The 21,083-nt window shown below is 49.7% G+C and carries 16 protein-coding genes; 10 read left to right on the forward strand and 6 right to left on the reverse strand.

Annotated elements, in window-relative coordinates; all coding sequences use genetic code 11:
* Window positions 1-72: 72 nt before the first annotated feature.
* The 3 genes from EZV61_RS06850 to EZV61_RS06860 form a co-directional block, all read right to left on the reverse strand.
* Window positions 73-3,198, reverse strand: coding sequence for an efflux RND transporter permease subunit (locus EZV61_RS06850; RefSeq protein ID WP_131414760.1), 3,126 nt, complete (start codon window positions 3,196-3,198; stop codon window positions 73-75).
* A gap of 21 nt (window positions 3,199-3,219) precedes the next feature.
* Entirely contained in the window at window positions 3,220-4,368 is a 1,149-nt protein-coding gene (locus EZV61_RS06855) for an efflux RND transporter periplasmic adaptor subunit (protein WP_114337447.1), read from the reverse strand.
* Window positions 4,369-4,675: 307 nt separating this feature from the next.
* Complete coding sequence (locus EZV61_RS06860; RefSeq protein WP_131414761.1) at window positions 4,676-5,332, reverse strand: BUD32 family EKC/KEOPS complex subunit; 657 nt, start codon at window positions 5,330-5,332, stop codon at window positions 4,676-4,678.
* Window positions 5,333-5,659: 327 nt separating this feature from the next.
* Here EZV61_RS06860 and EZV61_RS06865 point away from each other — a divergent pair, with 327 nt between their 5' ends.
* Window positions 5,660-6,025, forward strand: a complete 366-nt coding sequence (locus EZV61_RS06865; protein WP_131414762.1) for a DUF3192 domain-containing protein — start codon at window positions 5,660-5,662, stop codon at window positions 6,023-6,025.
* A gap of 64 nt (window positions 6,026-6,089) precedes the next feature.
* On the opposite strand, the gene EZV61_RS06870 is transcribed toward EZV61_RS06865, so the two are convergent.
* A complete protein-coding gene (locus tag EZV61_RS06870; protein ID WP_165569553.1) occupies window positions 6,090-7,001 on the reverse strand; it encodes a carbohydrate kinase family protein in 912 nt (303 codons plus the stop codon).
* Window positions 7,002-7,243: 242 nt separating this feature from the next.
* On the opposite strand from EZV61_RS06870, the gene EZV61_RS06875 reads away from it, so the two are divergent.
* Window positions 7,244-7,789 carry a DUF308 domain-containing protein gene (locus EZV61_RS06875; protein WP_114337451.1) on the forward strand — a complete coding sequence of 182 codons (546 nt, stop codon included), beginning with the start codon at window positions 7,244-7,246 and terminating at the stop codon, window positions 7,787-7,789.
* Window positions 7,790-7,853: 64 nt separating this feature from the next.
* Here the strand turns inward: EZV61_RS06875 and EZV61_RS06880 are convergent, their stop codons facing one another.
* Window positions 7,854-8,864 carry a 2-hydroxyacid dehydrogenase gene (locus EZV61_RS06880; RefSeq protein WP_131414764.1) on the reverse strand — a complete coding sequence of 337 codons (1,011 nt, stop codon included), beginning with the start codon at window positions 8,862-8,864 and terminating at the stop codon, window positions 7,854-7,856.
* 107 nt (window positions 8,865-8,971) lie between these two features.
* Between EZV61_RS06880 and EZV61_RS06885 the strand changes: the two genes are divergently transcribed.
* The 4 genes from EZV61_RS06885 (at window position 8,972) to EZV61_RS06905 (ending at window position 13,226) form a co-directional block, all read left to right on the forward strand.
* Window positions 8,972-9,346: a CidA/LrgA family protein gene (locus EZV61_RS06885; RefSeq protein WP_114337453.1), complete on the forward strand. Its 375-nt coding sequence runs from the start codon at window positions 8,972-8,974 to the stop codon at window positions 9,344-9,346.
* Complete coding sequence (locus EZV61_RS06890; RefSeq protein ID WP_114337454.1) at window positions 9,343-10,044, forward strand: LrgB family protein; 702 nt, start codon at window positions 9,343-9,345, stop codon at window positions 10,042-10,044. Before EZV61_RS06885 ends, EZV61_RS06890 begins: the two co-directional genes overlap by 4 nt.
* Complete coding sequence (locus EZV61_RS06895; protein ID WP_131414765.1) at window positions 10,044-10,802, forward strand: class I SAM-dependent methyltransferase; 759 nt, start codon at window positions 10,044-10,046, stop codon at window positions 10,800-10,802. The genes EZV61_RS06890 and EZV61_RS06895 overlap by 1 nt, the downstream gene beginning before the upstream one ends.
* Window positions 10,803-11,192: 390 nt before the next feature.
* On the forward strand, window positions 11,193-13,226 hold the full coding sequence (locus EZV61_RS06905) for a sensor histidine kinase (protein ID WP_131414766.1): 2,034 nt from the start codon (window positions 11,193-11,195) through the stop codon (window positions 13,224-13,226).
* On the opposite strand, the gene EZV61_RS06910 is transcribed toward EZV61_RS06905, so the two are convergent.
* Window positions 13,223-13,987 (reverse strand): ribonuclease H family protein, encoded by a 765-nt coding sequence (locus tag EZV61_RS06910; RefSeq protein WP_114337458.1) that lies wholly within the window; start codon window positions 13,985-13,987, stop codon window positions 13,223-13,225. The genes EZV61_RS06905 and EZV61_RS06910 overlap by 4 nt on opposite strands.
* 204 nt (window positions 13,988-14,191) lie before the next feature.
* Here EZV61_RS06910 and EZV61_RS06915 point away from each other — a divergent pair, with 204 nt between their 5' ends.
* The 4 genes from EZV61_RS06915 to EZV61_RS06930 all read left to right on the forward strand — a co-directional run bounded on the left by EZV61_RS06915 (window position 14,192) and on the right by EZV61_RS06930 (window position 20,968).
* A complete protein-coding gene (locus tag EZV61_RS06915) occupies window positions 14,192-15,655 on the forward strand; it encodes an MATE family efflux transporter (RefSeq protein ID WP_131414767.1) in 1,464 nt (487 codons plus the stop codon).
* 144 nt (window positions 15,656-15,799) lie between these two features.
* Complete coding sequence (locus tag EZV61_RS06920; RefSeq protein WP_131414768.1) at window positions 15,800-16,300, forward strand: Mut7-C RNAse domain-containing protein; 501 nt, start codon at window positions 15,800-15,802, stop codon at window positions 16,298-16,300.
* Between the two features lie 199 nt (window positions 16,301-16,499).
* Complete coding sequence (locus tag EZV61_RS06925; protein WP_131414769.1) at window positions 16,500-17,078, forward strand: hypothetical protein; 579 nt, start codon at window positions 16,500-16,502, stop codon at window positions 17,076-17,078.
* 353 nt (window positions 17,079-17,431) lie between these two features.
* Window positions 17,432-20,968, forward strand: a complete 3,537-nt coding sequence (locus EZV61_RS06930; protein ID WP_131414770.1) for an ankyrin repeat domain-containing protein — start codon at window positions 17,432-17,434, stop codon at window positions 20,966-20,968.
* The last annotated feature ends 115 nt before the right edge of the window (window positions 20,969-21,083 follow it).

Raw genomic sequence — 21,083 nt, forward strand, 5'->3', positions numbered from 1 at the left:
TTTAAGATAATGACTAAGGATTTAACCACTTTAAGGTAGTGGCTAAATCCACCCTAGGGGTGGAATTTCAACCTACTCGGTTGAGTTGGCTGCGGGTTTGTTTTTCACTTTCTCGCGCATGCTTTGCATGATGACGTAGAACGCCGGTACCAGCAGGGTGCCGACAATGGTGGCCATTAACATGCCGCCCATGACGGCGTTACCCAATGAACGTCGACTGGCTGCACCTGCACCCGTTGCGACGACCAGCGGCAGTATGCCTAAGACAAAAGAGAACGCGGTCATTAACACGGCTCTGAATCTGAGCCGGGCTGCGGTTTCTGCGGCTTCAAGAATGGATTTGCCTTCCTCGCGGAGTTGCTTGGCAAACTCCACCACGAGAATGGCGTTTTTACTCGCCAAACCGATCAATAGTACTAAGCCAATTTGGGTGTAGAGATTTATCTCGCCGCCCAACGCCAGCACCATCGCGAATGCACCAAACACCGCAATTGGTACTGCCAACATAACCGCCACAGGAATGGTCCAGCTCTCATACTGCGCCACCAAAAACAGGTAAGTGAATAGCAGTGCCAGCGTGAAGATCAGGGGTGCCAAACTGCCGGCTTTGATCTCTTGATAGGTTTGCCCACTCCAGCTGGTGGTGTAGCCAGCGGGCAGGGTTTGCGCAACCTCTTGAATCGCTTTGATCACGTCGCCACTGGCTACCCCTGGCATGGGGAAAGCGTTGATCTTGGTGGCGCTGTACAGGTTGAATTGCTGGACATATTCCGGCCCCAGAATCGGACTGGTGGTGATTAAAGTACTCAGTGGCACCATTTCACCGCTTTGGGTGCGCACATAAAACCGGATCAAATCGGATTCTTCATCGCGATATTCGGTTTCTGCCTGCATCATCACCCGGAATACTTTGCCGTATAGATTAAAGTCGTTGACGTAGGAGGAGCCCAACATGGTTTGTAGGGTCGAAAATATCTCGGTCAGCGAGATCCCCTGTACTTTGGCTTTTGGCCTGTCTACATCGACAAACAACTGTGGCACATCGGCACGGAAGTTACTGAAAGCGCCAGCGATTTCTGGGCGCTCATTGGCATTCAAGATCATGCCGCCCATGGTGGCTGCTATCTCTTCTGTCGGGCGCCCTTGGGTGTCTTGTAGAAAGAACTCAACGCCACCAACATTACCTACGCCGGGCAGGGGAGGTAAGGAGAATGCGAAGGCCCTGGCTTGTGGAAAGGTTGCTAGCTTGCCTTGTACTTTGCGTACGATGGCCGCCTCCGTGAGAGCAGGATCTTCACGTTCATCCCAGTCAGCCAATGTCACAATCAACAGCCCAGCATTGGACGATACCGCTTGGGATACAATGCTGTAGCCACTCACCGAAATCACTTTTTCAACCCCGGGTTCCTCTTTAACTGCAGCGATCATCTGTTCAACCACCACTTTGCTGCGATTCAGCGAGGAGCCATCAGGTAACTGGATATCCACAAAGAACGCTTTTTTGTCCTCGGTGGGAACAAAGCTGGTGGGCAGGACTTGGCTTAAACCGCCGATACTGGCGATGATCACGAGGTAGACCACGCCGACTAATAGCGACTTGCGCACCAACGAGGCGACCCAACCGCTGTAGCCACTGGTGAGGCGATTAAACTGTGTGTTGAACCAGGCGTGAAAGCCTTTGTCATGCTGCTTTGGTGCTTTCAACATCACGGCGCACAATGCTGGACTCAGGGACAGTGCGTTCACCGATGAGATAAGTACCGCAATGCAGATGGTTACGGAGAACTGTGCATACATTTTGCCGGTGATCCCAGGCATCACCGCGGTGGGGGCGAACACTGCCAACAGTACCAAAGTGGTGGCGATCACCGGACCGGTGACCTGCTTCATTGATTCAATGGTGGCATCCCGCGCTGACATCCCTTGTTCTTCCATTAAGCGGGTGACGTTTTCCACCACGATGATGGCGTCGTCCACCACGATGCCGATGGCAAGGATTAATGCGAACAGTGTCACCGTGTTGATGGTCATGCCCGTTGCCAACAGAAAAGCAAAGGTGCCAATTAAGGAGACCGGAATCGCAATCGCCGGGATCAAGGTTTGTCTGATGTTTTGTAGAAACAGATAGACCACCAACACCACCAAACCAAGGGCTTGCAGCAGGGTGACGATCATCTCTTCAATGGATACCTCAACAAAACTGGTGGTGTCATAGTAAACGCCCCAGTCTAGCCCTTCCGGAAAGTTCTGCTTTAGCTTGGCCATTTCGGCGCGAACACCTTTCGCCACCTCAAGGGCATTGGCATCGGATGCTTGGTTAATAAAGATCAACGAAGAGGGGCGGCCGTCGAGCAGTGCTTCTGCGTCGTAGCTTTGTGCGCCTAACTCGATCCGGGCGATATCTTTGAGCCTGACGCTGCTGCCATCTTCATTGGCGCGCAGCACGATCTCTCGAAACTCTTCGACATCGGTGAGGCGGCCTTTGGCTTGCAACGTATATTGAAATTTCTGATCGCCACTGGCGGGTGGTGCGCCGATGCGTCCTGCGGGTACCTGAACATTTTGTTCTTGCAAAGATTCCCGCACATCATTGACGGTAATGGCTAAGCCCGCCATGCGGTCTGGGTTGAGCCAGATGCGAATGGCGTAATCCATCGAGCCAATGATGTCGGCTTTAGACACGCCAGGAACCCGAGCTAAGTTGTCCTTAACATTGATCGCCATGTAGTTGTTGATAAACAGGTTGTCATAGCGATCATCCGGCGAGAACAGGCTGACAGCCATCAGCAGGTTAGGACTTTGCTTCTCTACCTTCACCCCTTCCCGTTTGACCTCTTCAGGTAAGCGAGCGGTGGCGATCTGTACCCGGTTGCTGACGTTGACCTGCGCCATATCAGCATCGGTACCCACTTCAAAAGTGACCGTGAGATTGTAGCTGCCATCATTGGCGGAACGGGATTCCATGTAGATCATCCCTTCCACGCCGTTAACCTCGGCTTCAATTACCTTGGCGATGGTGTCCTTGACGGTTTCAGCACTGGCACCGGCATAAGAGGTACTGACATTCACGCTGGGGGGCGCCAGATCGGGGAATTCGGAGATCGGTAACACCATCATCGACAGCAGCCCTGAGAGGGTCAAAACGATGGCAATAACAAAGGCGAATTTAGGACGATTAATAAAAACCTGACTGATCATAAGTATGTTCCCTGCCTAAAATCAGCCTTGATTTTCGAATGGTGTGGCTTCTGCCATTTGGGTTTCAACTTCTAACCCTGGACGCACTTTTTGCAGCCCTTCGATGATGATTTTTTCACCGGCTTCGAGGCCTGACTCCACGCGCCATTTAACGCCGTAGCGCCCGGACATTTTCACTTGCCTTTTTTCCACCTTATTGTCGCTGTTAACTACCAGAACAAAGCGGCCCAATTGATCTTCCTGGATAGCGACCTGGGGTATCAGTAGTGCCTCAACTTGCTCTGGCACATTGACAATTGCAGTGACGAACATGCCGGGCAGTAACGCTTTGTTGGAGTTAGCAAACAGCGCTCGGACGGTGACGGTGCCTGTGGTGGGGTCAACGCGGTTATCGACAAAATCGATCTGACCCGTCTGTTCGTACATCTCGCCATTGGGCAGACGCATCTCGATGACCAGATCAGATGCTTTTATCGCTGGTTCGCCATTATCACCACCGTCATTGCGGTACTTGGCGATAACCTTCTCACTGGCCTGAAAGTTGACTTCAATAGGATCTAAATTGACCAGGGTTGCGAGTGAGCGTTCGGGGGAGATGAGATCGCCTTCGGATACTTTCGAGCGGCTCATTCGGCCACTGATCGGTGCGACTATTTTGGTATAACTGAGATTGAGTTTGGCGGCTTTTAATGCCGCTTTGGCCCGTGAGACTTCCGCCTCGGTATCTAGCTTGTAGCCGGTCAGTTCATCCATCTCTTTGGCACTGATGACGCCAGCAGCGAAGATCTCCGTGCCGCGATTGTAATTGCTGAAGGCAACCTTTTTTGCCGCAACGGCTTGCTGTAACCGAGCTTCCGCTTGAGCAACTTCGGTGGCGTAAGTGTCTGGATCAATTTCAAACAGCAGATCGCCTTTGGCGACATCGGCACCCTCTTGAAACACTCTTCGTAGCAGTAGCCCAGAGACACGGGCGTTGATGGTGGTGTCTTCATTGGCTTGGGTACGACCAACAAACTCACTGTTAGGTGTAATGGATTCAATACCCGCTGCAACCACGATGACACTGGGTTTCGGTGGGGGAGGAGGGGCTTGTTTATTGTCGCATCCCGTAGCTAGCAAGAGTCCGACTATACAAAGTGTCCAGTGCAATGTTCCGTGTACTTTGTTCATATTGAATCTCAAATTACGTCTAAATTTCATTACCCAAGTGATAATGGTGAGGTCTATTTCGGAAATGTTGTTTAACATCCCATCATGATGATTCTAGCCATGAGCGGATGCTGCAAGACGGTGGCTAACTTTATGAATCAGCGAATTTTTTCTGGCTTTAAGGATAGACGATATTCTCTATGAAAAACCATGAATTTGATAAATTCATTAATGAATCAAGTCGCTTATCGAGCTTCCACTAGATTTAGACTGTGCTCGTTAGAAAATCGGCGTGTTGTCTGATGTGAACTGATGCTGCGATGTCACGCTAGCCGTGTTGATAGCGTTGCTGCCAATTGTTCACTCGACTTTGCAGCGGCGCTTTGATAGGAATGCCTGAATCCAACGTTTGATTTAAGTTCAGAATATCGCCGGTGCGTTGGTAGTCAGCCATCCCCGCGCTATTTGCCCAGTAATAGATCCCCCAATTGTGCAGATTCCAGGCAGAGTCATAAGGGTTGTGCTCATAATCGACGTAGAATAGCTGGTTGTCGGCGCAGACAAAATTGGCAGGAAAGTAGTCCAGATTCAGACCTGCGTGTTGGGCAATTTTTGAGATCTGATAGAGCTGTGGCAACACTGTTTCGACATTGCCATCTGCAATAAGGTCGTTTGCTAATACGCCTTCAATGTATGACTTGACCAAAAATCCACGCTGTTCATCGTGACTGAGTAACTTAGGTACGGGTATGCCCAGGCGATCTAGGGTGTGATAGGCATTCAGTTCAACCGTGACTTTGTTTTGATTGCCAAAATCATAATAGGGACACGGTTCGTCATGCATCATTTTGACGACGTATTTGCAGCCGTTATTGGTGGCCAAATAGGAATAGGCTGACTTGCCGCGGCCGAGAAAAGCGGTGAGTGTCAGTAGCCCTTGCTCGGTTTCCAATGTTGTACCTAGCTGTTGCCCTGCTGTTTGCATAACTGCTTCCATTACATCGTCACTGATAGTGCGATTCTAAGTTGTTGCATCTATTTGACTTTGCTTGAGGTCAATGGAAAGCCGCCCCGTTTTACTCCTCTGATTAAGCAGAGAGCCCGATCACCTTTTTTGTCATCGAACAAAGCGAACAGTGTTTTCACAGTGAGTTAGTCAAATCGACAACACAGTGGTCAAACTCATTATTTACTGTTGTTCAATATGTATCCAGTTATATAATTTATTTCATAAATACAGAGGGTTATGTTTTTGGCATGCGCGTTGCTAATTAACTATCCGAGATAGTTAGACTTACTAAGGGATAGTTGTATGAAGAAGACCTGCTTGCTACTTGCGTTGGCATTGCCACTGACATTAACTGGATGTGTTATCGCTGTTGGCGGCGATGGCGACCGCACCAGCTGGAGTTCTGACTGGGAAGATCGGGAGCGAATGAACCGCGAAAAACTGGAAAAAATGGAAGTCGGCGCGGCGATGGATCAGGTGCGAATGACCATGGGCACCGCTGATTTTGATGAGAAGTTGGTGAAGGGCGATGATAACTATCGCTTGTTGTATTACCGCACACAGCGCCAGCAAAAAGATGGTATCACCACCAAAGATGAGTGCACACCGTTAGTCTTTAAAAATGGCCAGTTGATTGGTTGGGGTGATAGCGCGGTAGCGCAGATCTAACGGAGCGATCAGGGTGGCAGTCTATAGGGCGCAGCTGCGCCCTATTACTTTGTGATGACAATAGTTAGCGAGTCGTCTGACTCAGTTCATCCAGCTGTTTGGCGTTAAGAAAACCTTCTGCCGCTCCTTTATCGCCAATCTTCCAAGACGCAAAGCGCACCGCTTGTTGCAATGCCTGATAGGGATTGCCTAGGCTCAGCCAGCCATGTACAAACGCTGAAAATAGCGCATCACCGGCACCGACAGTATTGATGATTGGCCGGGTCGTGATGGCGGGTGCATGGTAGAACTGACTGTCTTCAGCCACAAACATCAACGCACCTTCGCGGCCACGCCCCATGACAATAATTTGGTTGTGGTAGCGTTGATAGAGCTCACCAATAAAGGCCTCTGGCTCGCGGCCGTGCAAGCCTTCGTCGCTAAGGAAAAGGATATCGGCGGCGGCCATAAAATCTCGATTGTAGTCGTCATCAGGATCCGCCAGCACATGGACATCGGTGGCGATGGGCTTACCACTGGCTTTCACCTCTGCGAGCAGGGCGCGGTTGTAGTTGATGTTACACATCACAGCTAACTGGCATCGGCGCAGCTTTTTATCGAATAGCTGGCTATCAAATTCAGTCTCTTGGATCTGCTTTAGATCCACATGGATTTGGCGTTGGCCGTCGGGGGCATACAGGATCACCGATGCTGGGGTTTGCGCCAGTGTGCGACATACACCGTGGTGGCTAATGCCTAACTGTTTGAGCTCTGTTTCGACGATAGGGGCATTGACGTCGTTGCCAATCATCGAAACCATCTCCACTGGGTGCCCCAGTGTATGTAACGCTTTGGCAACGTTATATCCCACTCCTGAGACCGTCGTATTAATGCGATCGAAGGCATAAGTGACCGGAAAGTAGTTCAAGGGGAAACCATCGATAGCCAGTGTGGTCTCAATATTGATTAAGCCAGAGACCATGATTTCAGTTGCCATAAACGTGTCCTTACGAAGTTGTCGACCAGTTATAGTCATTGGGTTTACTGTCACCAGTTCGCTAGAGGCCCTTTTTAGCAAACCTTAAGTGTTGTTGTCTTTTGGCTAGATCATAGCGTTGAGTTTCGGGTACCGGCAGTAGAAAAAATGTCAGCGTTGATTAACAGTGCTTGCTTACTGTGACGAAGGCGCTAACGTATTGATTATTAAATATTGAAATTTCACAAGCTAAGGAATTTACCATGGCTGGATTAGCGCCAATGACAGAGCAGGCTCGCACGATAGCAAGACTCATGGCGGTAGCCATGATGGTGTTAGGGGGGCTGGCGATTATTCTGCCGTTTGCCGTAGGGATCGCGGCAGCGATTATTGTTGGTATAGCGATTACTTTGACTGGCGTTATGGGGATTGCGGTCAGTAAACGGATGAAACAAGCGGGCTATCAAACCATCTCCGGTTTCCTTTATTGGGGCTATTTGATTGTCGGCGTATTGCTGATCTTGATGCCAAAACTGACTCTGGGATTGGCCGCCTTCATGTTGGGTGCATTTTTTGTCTTTATCGGCGTGCTGAGCTGGCGTGCAGCGCAAAATGATCTGTCTGCAGCGACCACCAAAAAAGTCAAAGGTGCATTAAGTATGCTGCTTGGCGTGGCAATTGTGCTCTCTGGGGCGAGTGGCATTGCATGGCTGATTGGTGTTTGCTTCGGCGTTAGTCTGTTTATGCAGGGAATGAACGTGTGGTCTACTGTGTCCCGTTCACCGGTGATGTTTGAAGCTGACAGCTAGCGTTTGCGGATCTCCCCTCTCATTCGAGAGGGGAACAAAACAAAGCTATGATTAGCCCATCAAATTAGTGATGATCTGGCGCTTCGCCAGCGATCTCGTTGCCATTAGCGCGACCTTCGAGAAACGTTTTCGCATTGTCGAGGGAGGTTTCAGCAATCGCTGTTAGCGCCTCGCTGGTAAGGAATGCCTGATGGCCAGTGAAAATCACATTGTGGCAGGCGGACAGGCGGCGGAAGACGTCATCCTGGATCACTTCGTCAGATAGATCTTCAAAGAACAGATCCTGTTCATTCTCGTAAACGTCCAACGCCAAGCCACCGAGTTTGCTCTGCTTTAATGCGTCGATTGCTGCCACTGAATCGACCAGTCCTCCGCGACTGGTGTTGACTAACACGGTGCCGGGCATCATCTGTTGGAATGCGGTGGCATCGAATAGATGTTGATTTTCTGCCGTGAGTGGACAGTGCAGAGTGATCACCTGACTCCGGGAAATTAGCTCTGGCAGCTCGACATAACGCCCACCGAGGGCTTCAAACTCCGGGTTGGGATAGGGGTCAAAGCCAAGCAGGTCGCAGCCAAAGCCTTTCAGAATACGTGCGGCAGCCAAGCCAATTTTACCTGTGCCCACTACACCCGCCGTGCGGCCATGCATGTTAAAGCCGGTTAAGCCTTCGAGGGAGAAATTGGCATCGCGGGTGCGCTGGTAAGCTTTGTGAATACGTCGATTAAGGGTCATGATGAGAGCGATGGCGTGTTCGGCGACCGCTTCAGGAGAGTAAGCTGGCACTCGAGCCACGCGCATACCGAGGCGTCTAGCCGCGTCCAGATCAACATTATTGAAGCCAGCGCAGCGCATCAATAGTAGTTTGATACCCTGACTTGCCAGTACTTCCAGGGTTTCCTGGTCCAGATTGTCGTTAACAAAGGCGCAGACGGCGAAGGCATGTTGGGCGAGGGTGGCCGTCTTAGGATTCAGGTGAATATCAAAATATTCCAGCTCAAAACCGAATTCACTATTACGCAGGTCAAAAAACTCACGGTCGTATTTTTTGGCGCTAAACAAACAGATTTTCATAGTACCTCAGTTTTCTTAGCCACTTTCTTAGCAAGATGGGCAGCAAAGGTTTGCTGCCAGGGGAGGGTGAAAATATAATGCAGATCACACTTTAATGGGAGTCTGTTGTGACGTTTCCTTCCCTTTGTCGTCATATCGCAAGCTACGTGAGTAGTGTTTTGATCCTACTTCTCTGTCTTTTTGTCGGCCAGTTGGCGGCAAAATATTCTGGCGGTGTGCTCCCCGGCAGCATTGTCGGCATGATCTTTTTAGCCTTGTTATTAAGCTTGGGGCTGGTGAAATTGCATTGGGTGGAGGCCGGAGCGAACTTCCTGATCCGTTGGATGGCTTTGCTATTTGTACCTATCGGGGTTGGCTTAATTGATAATCTTGAGTTGCTGGCAAACAGTCTGGTGGCGATCTTGCTTACCTGCTTACTTGGTACCGTGCTGATTATGGCCTTAGCGGGTTGGTTGTTTCAGGCGTTGGAGCGTCGTCAATGAGCGATTTAATGATGCCGCTGTTCTATTTTTTGCTCACCATTCTGGTTTATCTGGCTGCAGTACATCTGCAGCGTCGGATCGAACATCCACTATTGAATCCGGTGTTAATCACTCTGTTGGTGCTGGTTTGTCTGCTGCTGGGGTTGGGTATCCCCTATGTTGACTATCAAGCGGGAGGGCATTGGTTAAGTGATCTGTTAGCCCCGTCGGTGGTGGCTCTTGGTGTGCCCTTGTATAAACAGATAAAGCAGATCAAGCGTGAGTTACCGGGCGTACTGCTGGTGGTGGCGTTGGCGACAATTTTCGCGCTGACCAGTACCGTGGTGTTAGCCATCTTGGTGGGTGCCGAGGCAGAAATTGCTATTTCGTTAGCGCCAAAGTCGGTGACCACACCGATTGCGGTAATGATTGTCGAACAGATGCAGGGCGAGCCATCGTTAGGTGCGTTAGCTGTGATTGTTACCGGCTTGTTGGGAGCGATTGCGGGTATCCCTTTGCTTAACTTGATGGGGATCCGTGAGCCTAAGTCCCGAGGCATTGCGATGGGAACGGCGTGTCACGCCTTAGGTACGGCTCGTATCGTGCAAGAGGGGGGCGAGCAGGGCGCCTACAGTGCACTGGCACTGGTATTATCTGCTACCATCAGCGCCATACTTGCGCCCATTTTGGTACCTTTGATCCTGCAATGGATAATTTAATGCCCTTACCGATACACAGCGACACCCCGGAGCGTCGTGATCACCTGCAGCAGCTGGTGTCGCAGTGGGGATTTGTGCCGATGCGCAAACAGCTTGATTCAGGCTTGCTACTGTATCTGGATGCCGAGCGCTTGAGCTTGAAAGATCTCGGAGACAAGAAATTGGGTGCGGTGAGTGTCGATTTTACCGACGGTGCAGCACGGCATCGCCGTTTACACGGTGGCGGGCGCGGTGAGGCGGTAGCGAAAGCGGTCGGTGCCCGTGGGCAAGCCACCCCCTCGGTATTAGATGCTACCGCAGGGTTAGGGCGCGATGCGTTCGTATTGGCGTCGATCGGTTGTCAGGTCACCATGTTAGAGCGTTCGCCGGTGGCGGCGGCATTGCTGCAAGATGGTTTAATGCGAGCACAATTGGATGCTGAGATCGGCCCTTGGATCGGTCAGCGTATGCGTTTGTTACCCGGTTCGGCGGTGGATCGCATGAGCGACTGGCAGGGTGATGCGCCAGAGGTTATCTATCTGGATCCCATGTACCCCCACCGCAAAAAATCGGCTCAGGTGAAGAAAGAGATGCGTCTGTTTCAGGCGATGCTTGGCCCCGATGAAGATGCGGATCTATTGCTCGCCCCGGCGCTGGCGCTGGCCACAAAACGGGTCGTGGTGAAGCGTCCTGACTATGCGCCCCCTTTGTGTGAGCGCAAGTCAGACGCGCAGATCACGACCAAGACTCATCGTTTTGATATCTATTTTTGCAGTTAAGCGTGCTGGGTGTACTGCTTAGCAAGCGCCATCTTTTGCCGTTATCTGCGCTCGATGATAGAAGAGTGTGCTTAACTTAACTCAGTTGAACAGTGCGACTACGCACAAGAGAGCTTTTTGCATGGGCAAGCAGATATGTAAATGGGATCGTCGGCAGAATGCGCTGATGTGGGGGGAGCCGCTCCTTGAGCTGGTGAAGAAACCCAAATTTGTTTGCAAGAAGTGCTTTCGGGTCGCCAGTGACAAATCAGTATTGTGCAAATCTGTGAAGCTAAAATCATTGTCTGAGACCGGCTTAGCATAAGCAACATGGATAAGTAGTGCCGCATATCGGGGCATTGTTATAGTGTCGTTTTAATCGAGTACATCAACTCCCCTACAGTGGTTGCTATGCCTTCACCAATGCACGCAGAAGAGTTTGATCGTGGCAGAGTGGATACTCTGTATCGCCAAGCTGCGTCCTTAAGTTTTGTTTTCCCAACCACCAGCCTCATTCTCGTTGCATACCTCTGCTTTTTTACTTCAATGCCATACCTCCCTTTGTTGAGCTGGCTGGGGGTGGTCGTCCTGTGCAGTGTTTTTCGCTGGCATTTGACGGCTCGACAAAAACGTAGCACCGATTCGCCCCACCAGTGGGAAAATGCTTACGTTAGATTGGAGTGTGCGTCTGGCCTGTTGGCGGGGATAATTTGTATTCTGACCATGCAGCAACCATTCCTTTTGCAACTGGTACCGTTGCTGGTGGTTGTCGGTGAAGTGGTTAGCGCTGTGGCTGTGTTGGTGATGAGCTGGCGCGTATTCTGCGCTTTTGCCTTGAGTGCGATTTTGCCATTCTCTGTTTACTGGTTGGTCGTGGGAACTCAGCAGCATCAGCTGGTGGCTTTGATGTTGATGGGGCCGTTTCTCGCGCTGACATTTAATACCTTTCGTTTTCTCTATAAATCGACCACGGAAACTTATCGTTTGCGTGTTGAGCGACAATTGCTGAATGCAGAGTTAATCGACAGTAGTAAAGAGTTGGCTGCCGCTAGAGACAAGGCCGAGTTGAACAGCATTGCTAAAAGTGACTTTATCCAACAGCTAGGTGAGCAGTTAAAAGCACCGTTGCTGGGTCAGTTAGCCTGCTTGAAACTGTTGAAAGCACAGCTGGAGGATTCGCGGCAGCAACCTTTGGTTGCCGCCAGCGAGCAATCGGCCGCTCAGTTGCTCTACTTGATTGATGACCTTACTCAGATCAGCTTACTGGAGAAGGGCGAAGTGCAAGTGACGCCAGAGACCTTCGATCTTCGAGCGCTGCTTGAGGAGGTGCTGGCACTAACCGTGCCCACGGCGCACCTTAAGGGCTTAGAGTGTGATGCCATTATCTCAGCGGAGCTACCCAACCGGGTGACGACGGACCGGACACAGCTAAAGCGCATATTACTGAGTATGCTGGGGCAGGTAATACAAGCCAAGGATGCTGGGAATATCAAACTGAATGTGTCGGTTTCCTCTGGAAAGCTACTGTTGCGAATGCATGAGACTGGCCGCTGCTTGATCCGGCAGTGGCAAAAAGAACTGTTAACCACCACCACTGATCCGCTGCCGGGATTACCGATGTGTCGTCAACTTTGTCAGTTACTGCAAGGCGAACTGCAACTGACCCATGTGGGAGCAGGAGAGGTGATCCTGCGGTGCCGTGTGCCGATTGAAGTGGAAGAGGGATTTCATGTGCCGCAACCGGCACCAGAGCTGGGTAAAGTACTCATCGTGAGCCAGTCGCCAACACTGCGGGAAAGTGTGCAGGCACAGTTACAATCATTGGGTTGCGATACGCATTTGATGGCTGATCTGGTGACAACTGAAGCGCTACTTCAGCAAACGCAAACCAGGGTGAACCTGGTGTTAGATACTGATCATATTCCCCGTACCGTGTGGCAGAGTTTGCTTACGCTCTGTCAGCGGCAGGGACACCGAGTCTTGCTGGTTGATCGTTTTCATCGACTGACTGCGAGCGACGTCTATCATCAGCCACTGCCTATTACTCAAGCTATGTTAACGGCATGGCTGGCGGGGCGGCGCATGCAGGCAATGAAAATCCAATCGGTGGCAAAAGCAGGCCATCAAGGTGAAGTGTTGTTATGTCAGTTACCTCCGGTAGAGGCGTTGGTGATTGAAACTATGTTGGCTGAATTTGGTTGGCGCCATGAGCGAGTGACGCCACAACAGCTACCGGCGCATGCCCAGCAAAGCAGCAACCAATATCAACTGATTATTTGCGACGGAGAGACACCGTTGAGTAAGGCTCAGATCGCCGGACGCCCTGTTATTCGTATTGTGCAGAGTAAGGGCGATGGACGATATGAGGGCGAACAGATCATTCGCCCTATCGATATGGATATGCTTGCGGGACGCTTAGACAAGCTGCTGGCTGAGACTGATTAACCGTTTCTGAGTGCGAGAATGGCGGGTACATCTAATGGATCGGTATAGCGTTGGAAAGTCTTGCTCTTTTTGTCTACCGCGACAATCGACATGCGATCCGCCAGCTCGTTACCTTCCACGCCGACATGGCCATTAACGTGCAATATTTTTATATCGCCTTTAATGGTCTGATACAACGCGTACATGGTTTGGATTAGTTCAAGATTTTTAATTTCGCCAGAGGGCTTTTTCCAGCCCTTTTTCTCCCAGCCTGCAGCCCACTGCGTAATACACTGAATCGAGTACTTGGAGTCACAGAAGATCGCCACACTACGGCCTCGGTCTAGTTGTTTGCTGGCCATGAGCATCGCTTGATGCAGTGCATTTAGCTCTGCCGTATTGTTGGTGCCGTTTGGGTTATATAAGCCATACCAAAGCTCGGCCACTTCACCGCAAAAATATACTGCCAGCCCAGAGCCTGCTTTACCTGGGTTGGGCTCACAGCCGCCATCGGTAAAGATCTTAATATCCGCTTTCAGGGCGTCCACTTCTTTGGCGCTGTAGGTCTTCACTGTTTGCCCGTTACTGCGCTTTTTGGCTGGCGCTTTGCCCGTGGGTTTGCTTGACGTACCGCCGCCATATGCGGCCTCTGCTTCCGCCTGTGTCGGGAAGGATTTATAGCGCGCCCCGGGGAACTGATCGACCTGGGCTTTGCAGCTGGCCCAGTCTGTGTAAATACCGGGTTGCTTGCCAGCCCAAACAACATAAAACTTTTTGGCCATCGTAATGTTCCTGTCGGTAAAAGGGATCGGCGCAATCTCCGAACTGCGCGTAACGAGGCATCATCGCATAAGCCTTCGTCTCGTCTCAATGACCATGAATGGGTTTAGCGCAGTATAAATGGCATTTCTCCATAACAACCCAAATACTGTGTTCCGCCGTATTGCTTACTACACTCATGATTCAACTGATCCCGTGGAGCATTTGTGCCGGCAGCAAAGTTTGTACATGGCAGTATCTTCCGCCATATCGTGGTGATGTCATCAACCAATGCGATTGGCCTGACAGCACTGTTTTTAGTGGACTTGGCCGACCTGTTTTTTATCAGCTTATTGGGTGAACAGGAGCTGGCCGCCGCCGTGGGTTACGCCGGCAGTATTCTGTTCTTTACGACGTCGGTGGGCATTGGTCTGTCTATTGCGATGACCGCTTTGGTGTCGAAGGCTATTGGTGAAAAAGATCGGGAAAAAGCGTGTCATCTGGTGACCAATGTACTGGTTGCGGGTTTCGCTATTTGCGTGGTTGTCGCTGCGTTGGTGTGGATGTATACGCCTGACCTGTTGCATTTAATGGGGGCCACAGGTCGTACCCATGCATTAGCGGTTGATTACCTACAAATTCTTTTGCCATCACTGCCTATTCTTGGTTTAGCCATCTGCGGCGGTGCCGCGTTACGCTCGGTGGGTGATGCCAAACTGGCGATGTGGTCAACCTTGGCGGGCGGCGCTACCAATGCGGTGCTGGATCCTATCTTTATTTTTGCGTTGGGGCTGGGTCTGGAGGGGGTGGCTTATGCGTCGGTGATGGCACGTCTCGTCCTTGCTATCGTTGCCCTGGTTGGGGTGTTCAATAAACATCGTTTGTTTGCTCGATTTGATTTCATCTCAATGCAGTCCCAGCTGGCTGCCATTTTGAGTGTCGCCTTTCCGGCCATTCTGACCAACATTGCGACCCCAATTGGAAATGCATTTGTGACGGCCTCTATCGCTAAATATGGTGATGGCTACGTGGCTGGCTGGGCCGTGATAGGGCGTCTGATCCCGGTGGCATTTGGTATGATCTACTCATTGTCTGGTGCTGTTGGCCCGATCATTGGACAGAACTATGGCGCCCTGAATTTTGATCGAATCGAGCAGGCGTTACGTAACGCGATGGGCTTCTGTTTTGCTTACGTATTAACGGTGTGCCTGTTGATCTATTTTGCCCGCAATGGCTTGGTATCGGCCTTTGGTCTATCTGGGGATTCTGCTGATTTTCTAGTGTTCTTTTGTACCTGGGTCAGCATTAGTTTTGCTTTTAATGGTGCACTATTTGTATCAAACGCCGCATTCAATAACTTGGGCTACCCCAGTCTGTCGACATTGATGAATGTGAGTAAAGCCTCTATCGGCACGATCCCTCTGGTGCTCGTTGGAAGCTATTACTGGGGGGCGGAAGGCGTGTTGATTGGACAGATGTCCGGTTCGGTGGTGTTTGGCATTGCCGGTTTGGCCTGGGCCTTGGCCAAAGTGAAGAAGATGGCGATACGGCATCAGCAGCAAATATCACCAAGTGAAGCGTTGGTGTCTCCCGCTATGCCTATGACGCCGTTCTGCTCCAGTCGCGCTTACATGTGCGCCGAAGCAGAAGTAGCTGATGAAGAAGTCTGTGCTCAAGCCGACGTCAAATAGTCGCCAGAAGGTATCGCGTTGGGGGTACCTAATCGCTGCGCCTATACTCTTATTAAGCTGACAGGAAGTTATCGGACAGAAAAACAGGCATAACAGCGGCAAGCGATATGGCTAGCCAGCTCAGTCTTTGTTGCAGGAGAACTGGTGTTCCATCCCGAGAGTACGACGCAAGCTCCGCGCTTTTACTGTGACGCCATGCTCGGCGGCACAGCGCGTTGGTTACGTCTGTTAGGCTTTGATACTCGATTTCATCCCTCTATTGACGACAAGGTACTGGCACAACATGCCAACCTAGAGCAGCGTATCTTGCTGACCCGCGATAAACGGCTACCTGATGAGCAACGGCCGGATCGGGTTTACCTGGTGCTGGGTAACAAAGTAGACGAACAGATGCGGGAACTGGTCACGCGTTTTCATCTCAATCTCACCGCCACACCGTTTAGTCGCTGTAGTTGTTGTAATCAACGCCTGCGTCCTTGCTCGCCAGAGGAGATGAAGTTGAAACTGCCGGCAGATATGGCGTCGCCACCACAAGCCGGTTTTATCTGCCCCGCTTGTGGTCGCTGTTATTGGATGGGCAGCCATGTGGCACGTATACGCCAGCGTATGGCGAGTTTTAGTGAAGCATTTGCTGGGCAATACTAAATTGTAGTGACTCCTGGATAGGCGGAATCAAGTTTCACAAATCTGTTTTACTTCATGTATCTAATGGTTTTTTTGTTATTTCCTTGCCATGACTTTGTTTCATAAGAGACAATCTTCGTCTGTTAATTATGCCGCTGGTACCTTTACTTTCTTCGAATCAGGAGGTGCGGGTTCTGCAATCGTAAATGGGTTTTTGGCTGTGAAATTGTTGGTTTTAGTTATTGCATTTGTTCTGCTTAGTGCTTGCACTGCAAGCTATCTGGCTCCTGAAGATAGTAACTTCCCTACACGACGCTATAAGACAGAGTATAGGATTGAGCAGGAAAGCATCGTTTTTGAATCGCTCTATAAGGGGATAGAAGACGTAGAATTTGTTGTTTATCGAGCTGACAACAACATGCAACCAAAAATGTATGATGCCTTCATTAGGAGTACTTTAGAAAAACTTGGCTTTAAGAAAGTGTTGAATGAAGAGCAGTTTGCCAAGTTACTAATAGATACTGGTGTGTCCGCGACCATGAATAGCTCCGAAGATCTTATCTCTTTGAATAATGCTTATAAGCAGTTAGGAGATTTTGTTGTGATTCAAACATTGTTTGAGCATAACGATGGTGCCTATTGGCGTAATCGAATCACCATATTGGATCCTCGAATTCCGAAGAAAATAGTGAAGGTACATGAATATAGGAAGTTATGGGCGGATAGTGATTCAGCATTTCTGTATCCCACGGCCAACTACTTGAAAGGCTGGTACAACCGTTCTCGTCTATTAAAGTGAGCTTCAATTAAACTGGCTTGGCATGAATAGGTTGAACATTGCTGCACTAAGGCTGTATTACAGCCTTAGTGGGGGGATTATGCTTGTTGAGCCGCTTACTTACCTGCCAGTATGACGCGAAATTTATCATCACCCACTTCAATCACATCGCCAGACTGGGCTAATTGCAAATGACACCAAGCTTCTAGTAGGAAATTGTATGGCCTAGCGTATGTTGTCTTTACCTAAATTAATGTAATCTTTACTCGATTGGTCATTTATATTATGAAGTTATAAGTAAAGCGCTGAGCCTGTACTTAGATTTTATAATCTCTGCCCGTATGACAATACACAACGTTTAGGATGAACGCTCCATGGATGGTAACCCACGCCTGTCAATCAGCATCTGCTCTGCTGTTCTTTTTATTTCTCTTCTCACTGGTTTTACTAGTCCAGAGCAAATATCTCAATACCAAGCTGCTCTGCAACAGGGTAATTATAATCAATTATTTAGCTTGGATGACGAAGGGATAGATCACTTAGATGTTGTCTTTTCTAACGGCGATCGGCCATTACATTTTGCTATTCGTCAGCAGAATGATGAGCTCATTAACTATCTTTTAGTGCGGGGTACCGCGCTCAATTCACTTAACGAAGATGGGCTATCGCCGTTGATGCTGGCCGCTCGTCTGGGGCAAGTTGTGACGGTGGAGCAACTGCTCAGCGCTAAGGCTGAAATAGACCAAGTGGACAGTGCCGGTGCAAATGCATTACTCCTTGCAGTGGTCGGTCCTGAGGTTGACGTTGAGCGTCAAATCAAAATCGCCCAGCGACTCATCGCGGCTGGTATTGATGTCAATGCTGGAACAACCAATGGCGTCACTCCGCTATTGGTCGCGATAGCGAATGGTCGATCACTGCTTGTTGACGCTTTAGTTGACGCTAATGCAGACGTGAATTTATCGGAATCTGCAGGTGTGACACCGATTGTTCAAGCAACTCAATCCGGTAATTTAGATGTTGTTGCAGCTGTGCTTAAGGGTAAACCTAACTTGCGCCCTCTTGGCCCGGGTGGCCTGACATTGTTGCATTATTTAGCTGGAGACTCGGATACAGCGACGGAGGAGTACCGACTAGAGGTGATCGACTTGCTGATAAAGTCTGGTATTTCTGTTGATATCCTTGATAAACATAACCGAACCCCGCTCTTCTTTGCCGTGGTGGCAAAACGTCCGGCAACAGTTGCTGCATTATTGAATGCGGGAGCTGACTCATCTTTAGTCAATGAAAGTGGCGAGACCATGTTAATGGCGGCAGTGCAATCTGGCAGCCTAGCGATTGTTGAGCAGCTTCTCGCGCAGTCACCTGATTTGACGCAGCGTTCTAATGACGGTGGGAGCTTGCTTCATTTCGCCATGAGTGAACATACGCAAGCCGATGATGCGGAGATGTTGCCGATTGTCCGTTTGCTAATCCGTAAAGGCGCGCCTATTGATGTTGCTCTAGCTAATGGTGCGACGCCTTTCTTTTTGGCTGCTCGTTTTAATCGGTTATTGGCGGCTACGGCATTAATTGACGCAGGGGCACAGGTGAATGCGATTTCTAGTGATGGAAACACAGCGCTGCATGTCGCTGTATTTGGAGGCGGCAAAGAGATCGTTGAGTACCTGTTAGCGCATAACGCTGATGCCACTTTAGTCAATAACGATGGTTTAACAGCGCTACATATGACGACGCCGAATGGAACTTTAGGAAGTGAAGACGCGCAAGCCGAAATAGCTCGGGTGCTTGTCGAAGCGGGTGTTCCTGTAGACATAAGAAGTGCGATGGGGACAACCGCTCTTGGTTTTGCTGCAGATAATGGAAAGCAGGGCCTTGTTCGCACCCTTTTGCAGCTAGGCGCAGATATTAATTCTCAAAATGATCGCGGATGGACACCATTAATGCGCGCAGTGGATAGTGTGCATGTAGAAATGGTGAAACTCTTGCTGCAGTACGCACCCGATCTATTTAAAAAGAATAGAGAATCTTGGACAGCTCTGCATCTCACGGGGAATGGCATTGGCAATGAACAAGATCTTTTGCAGGCTGAGATAGCCGCTTTGCTCATTGACGCTGGGGCGCCGCTCGAAGCGAGACATCAATCGGGATGGACACCTTTGATGACAGTACTAGATCAGAACCGAGTGGCAACAGCAAAGGTCATGTTGCAAAAAGGGGCGAAGGTAGAGGCAAAAACCAATAGTAGAACGACTTCACTTATTGTTGCCGTGGAGGCGGGTGCCATAGAAGCCGTTGAGCTACTCCTCGCCAATGGTGCAAAACTGGATATGTCTGACCGGAATGGTTTGACTGCATTGCTATATACGGCCAATCAGAATGCGAGGGTTAAGGAGAGTACGCGAGCCTTGATTGCCGAAAAGCTGATGCTGGCTGGCGCAAATGTTAATGTTTTTTCGATTAATAGAAATACCGCACTCATGCGGGCGGTAGCGTTTAAACAGTATCAAGTTGCCAAGGCATTGATCACTCATTCCCCGATATTAAATTTTGAGATTAAAAATAGAAATAACATGTCGGCATTGATGATTGCGATAGGTGAAGGCGATCCTGCCATGGTGCGCCTGCTGTTGAGTGGTGGTGCCAACGCAAATGACAAAAATAGCAAGCGTTGGAGCTTGCTGCATTTGGCGGCAAAGGCGGATAGTAAGATTCGAAAAAGCACTCAAAAAGAGATGATTGCTTCTTTGATAAAAGCTGGTGCGCAAATTGATGCGAAAAGCGACACTGGAGCGACGCCTCTTCAATTTGCGGTGGCAAGTCGCAACATACCAGCGACTGTCGCATTAATTGGGGCTGGAGCAAAAGTTGATTTGCCAGATAGTAATGGTGTGACAGCGCTGATGAGGGCGGTAAGCTCTGGGCAAACAGATATTGTGAAATTGCTTATTAAGCATGGCGCGAACGTTAATCTAACCAACTTAGGAGGCTGGTCCGCTTTGCATATAGCCGCTGATAAAAGTGATGTTGATGAAAGTGTTCAATCTCAGATAGCCCGCTTGTTGATTAAAGCAGGCGCAAAAACGTCCGGCAGAACCACAAATGGAGCAACTCCATTGATGCTGGCGGTAAAAGCGAATAAGCCTTTACTAACGCAAGTGTTAAGATCTACGTCTGCCGAGCCTAATGCTGCAAATATTAGAGGTATTACACCTCTTATGCAGGCCTGTCATGACGGCAACTTAGCACTTGTGCAGCAGTTATTAGCAAGTAAACCAAACCTTGCACATCGTGCGTCAAATGGACTCGATGTCTTACAAATGACTGTTGCCAATGGCCAAGGGGGCGATAGAGTCCAAGCGGGCGTTGTTAAGCTCCTTATCGATGCCGGAGCGGAGTTAGGTAGTAAGGATGGGAAGGGAAACACCGCTCTTCATATTGCGGTGATTAGAAAGCGGGGGAAAGTGGCAGAAGTAATGCTAGCCGCTGGTGCTGACCAGAGCATCTTGAATAAGAAAGGGCGCTCACCATTAATGCTTGCAGTTTTTGAGGGCAATTTAAAGTTTGTCAGTCAACTGCTCAGATATAAGCCAGATCTTTCGTTAACATCTAAAGTAGGTAGTACCGCTTTGCACTTTACCTCTATGGCCAAAAATAAGGGTGGTGATAAGGTCCAAGCGGAGATCGCAAAGCTTCTGTTGGATGCAGGGGCATCAGTTGATGCGCTGACCGTGAGTGATTATTCCCCGCTGATGTTTGCTGCTATGAATGGCTACTATGATGTGATGACGGTTTTGGTAGCTGGAGGCGCTGATTTATCACTAGTGAATTCTGGTTATAAAAATATGACGGCGGCTGATCTTGCAAGCGAAGCGGGACACCATGCTATCGCGCGCTATTTACAGTTGTAGTGTAATTGTTGATCGTGATTTTAAATTTTTTGAAAAAACGAATACTTATATTTGTGTGCTCATCGTTGCTGGCTTCATCGACGTATTTGCTCTGGAGAGCTAAGAGCTCTGCTTA

Origin of the sequence: Corallincola luteus (assembly GCF_004336975.1) — a bacterium.
GTDB lineage: Bacteria > Pseudomonadota > Gammaproteobacteria > Enterobacterales > Neiellaceae > Corallincola > Corallincola holothuriorum.

Coding starts and splice junctions, on each gene's coding strand:
- EZV61_RS06850 (WP_131414760.1), bottom strand. CDS start 3,198: ATGATCAGTCAGGTTTTTATTAATCGTCCTAAATTCGCCTTTGTTATT.
- EZV61_RS06855 (WP_114337447.1), bottom strand. CDS start 4,368: ATGAACAAAGTACACGGAACATTGCACTGGACACTTTGTATAGTCGGA.
- EZV61_RS06860 (WP_131414761.1), bottom strand. CDS start 5,332: ATGCAAACAGCAGGGCAACAGCTAGGTACAACATTGGAAACCGAGCAA.
- EZV61_RS06865 (WP_131414762.1), top strand. CDS start 5,660: ATGAAGAAGACCTGCTTGCTACTTGCGTTGGCATTGCCACTGACATTA.
- EZV61_RS06870 (WP_165569553.1), bottom strand. CDS start 7,001: ATGGCAACTGAAATCATGGTCTCTGGCTTAATCAATATTGAGACCACA.
- EZV61_RS06875 (WP_114337451.1), top strand. CDS start 7,244: ATGGCTGGATTAGCGCCAATGACAGAGCAGGCTCGCACGATAGCAAGA.
- EZV61_RS06880 (WP_131414764.1), bottom strand. CDS start 8,864: ATGAAAATCTGTTTGTTTAGCGCCAAAAAATACGACCGTGAGTTTTTT.
- EZV61_RS06890 (WP_114337454.1), top strand. CDS start 9,343: ATGAGCGATTTAATGATGCCGCTGTTCTATTTTTTGCTCACCATTCTG.
- EZV61_RS06895 (WP_131414765.1), top strand. CDS start 10,044: ATGCCCTTACCGATACACAGCGACACCCCGGAGCGTCGTGATCACCTG.
- EZV61_RS06905 (WP_131414766.1), top strand. CDS start 11,193: ATGCCTTCACCAATGCACGCAGAAGAGTTTGATCGTGGCAGAGTGGAT.
- EZV61_RS06910 (WP_114337458.1), bottom strand. CDS start 13,987: ATGGCCAAAAAGTTTTATGTTGTTTGGGCTGGCAAGCAACCCGGTATT.
- EZV61_RS06930 (WP_131414770.1), top strand. CDS start 17,432: ATGGATGGTAACCCACGCCTGTCAATCAGCATCTGCTCTGCTGTTCTT.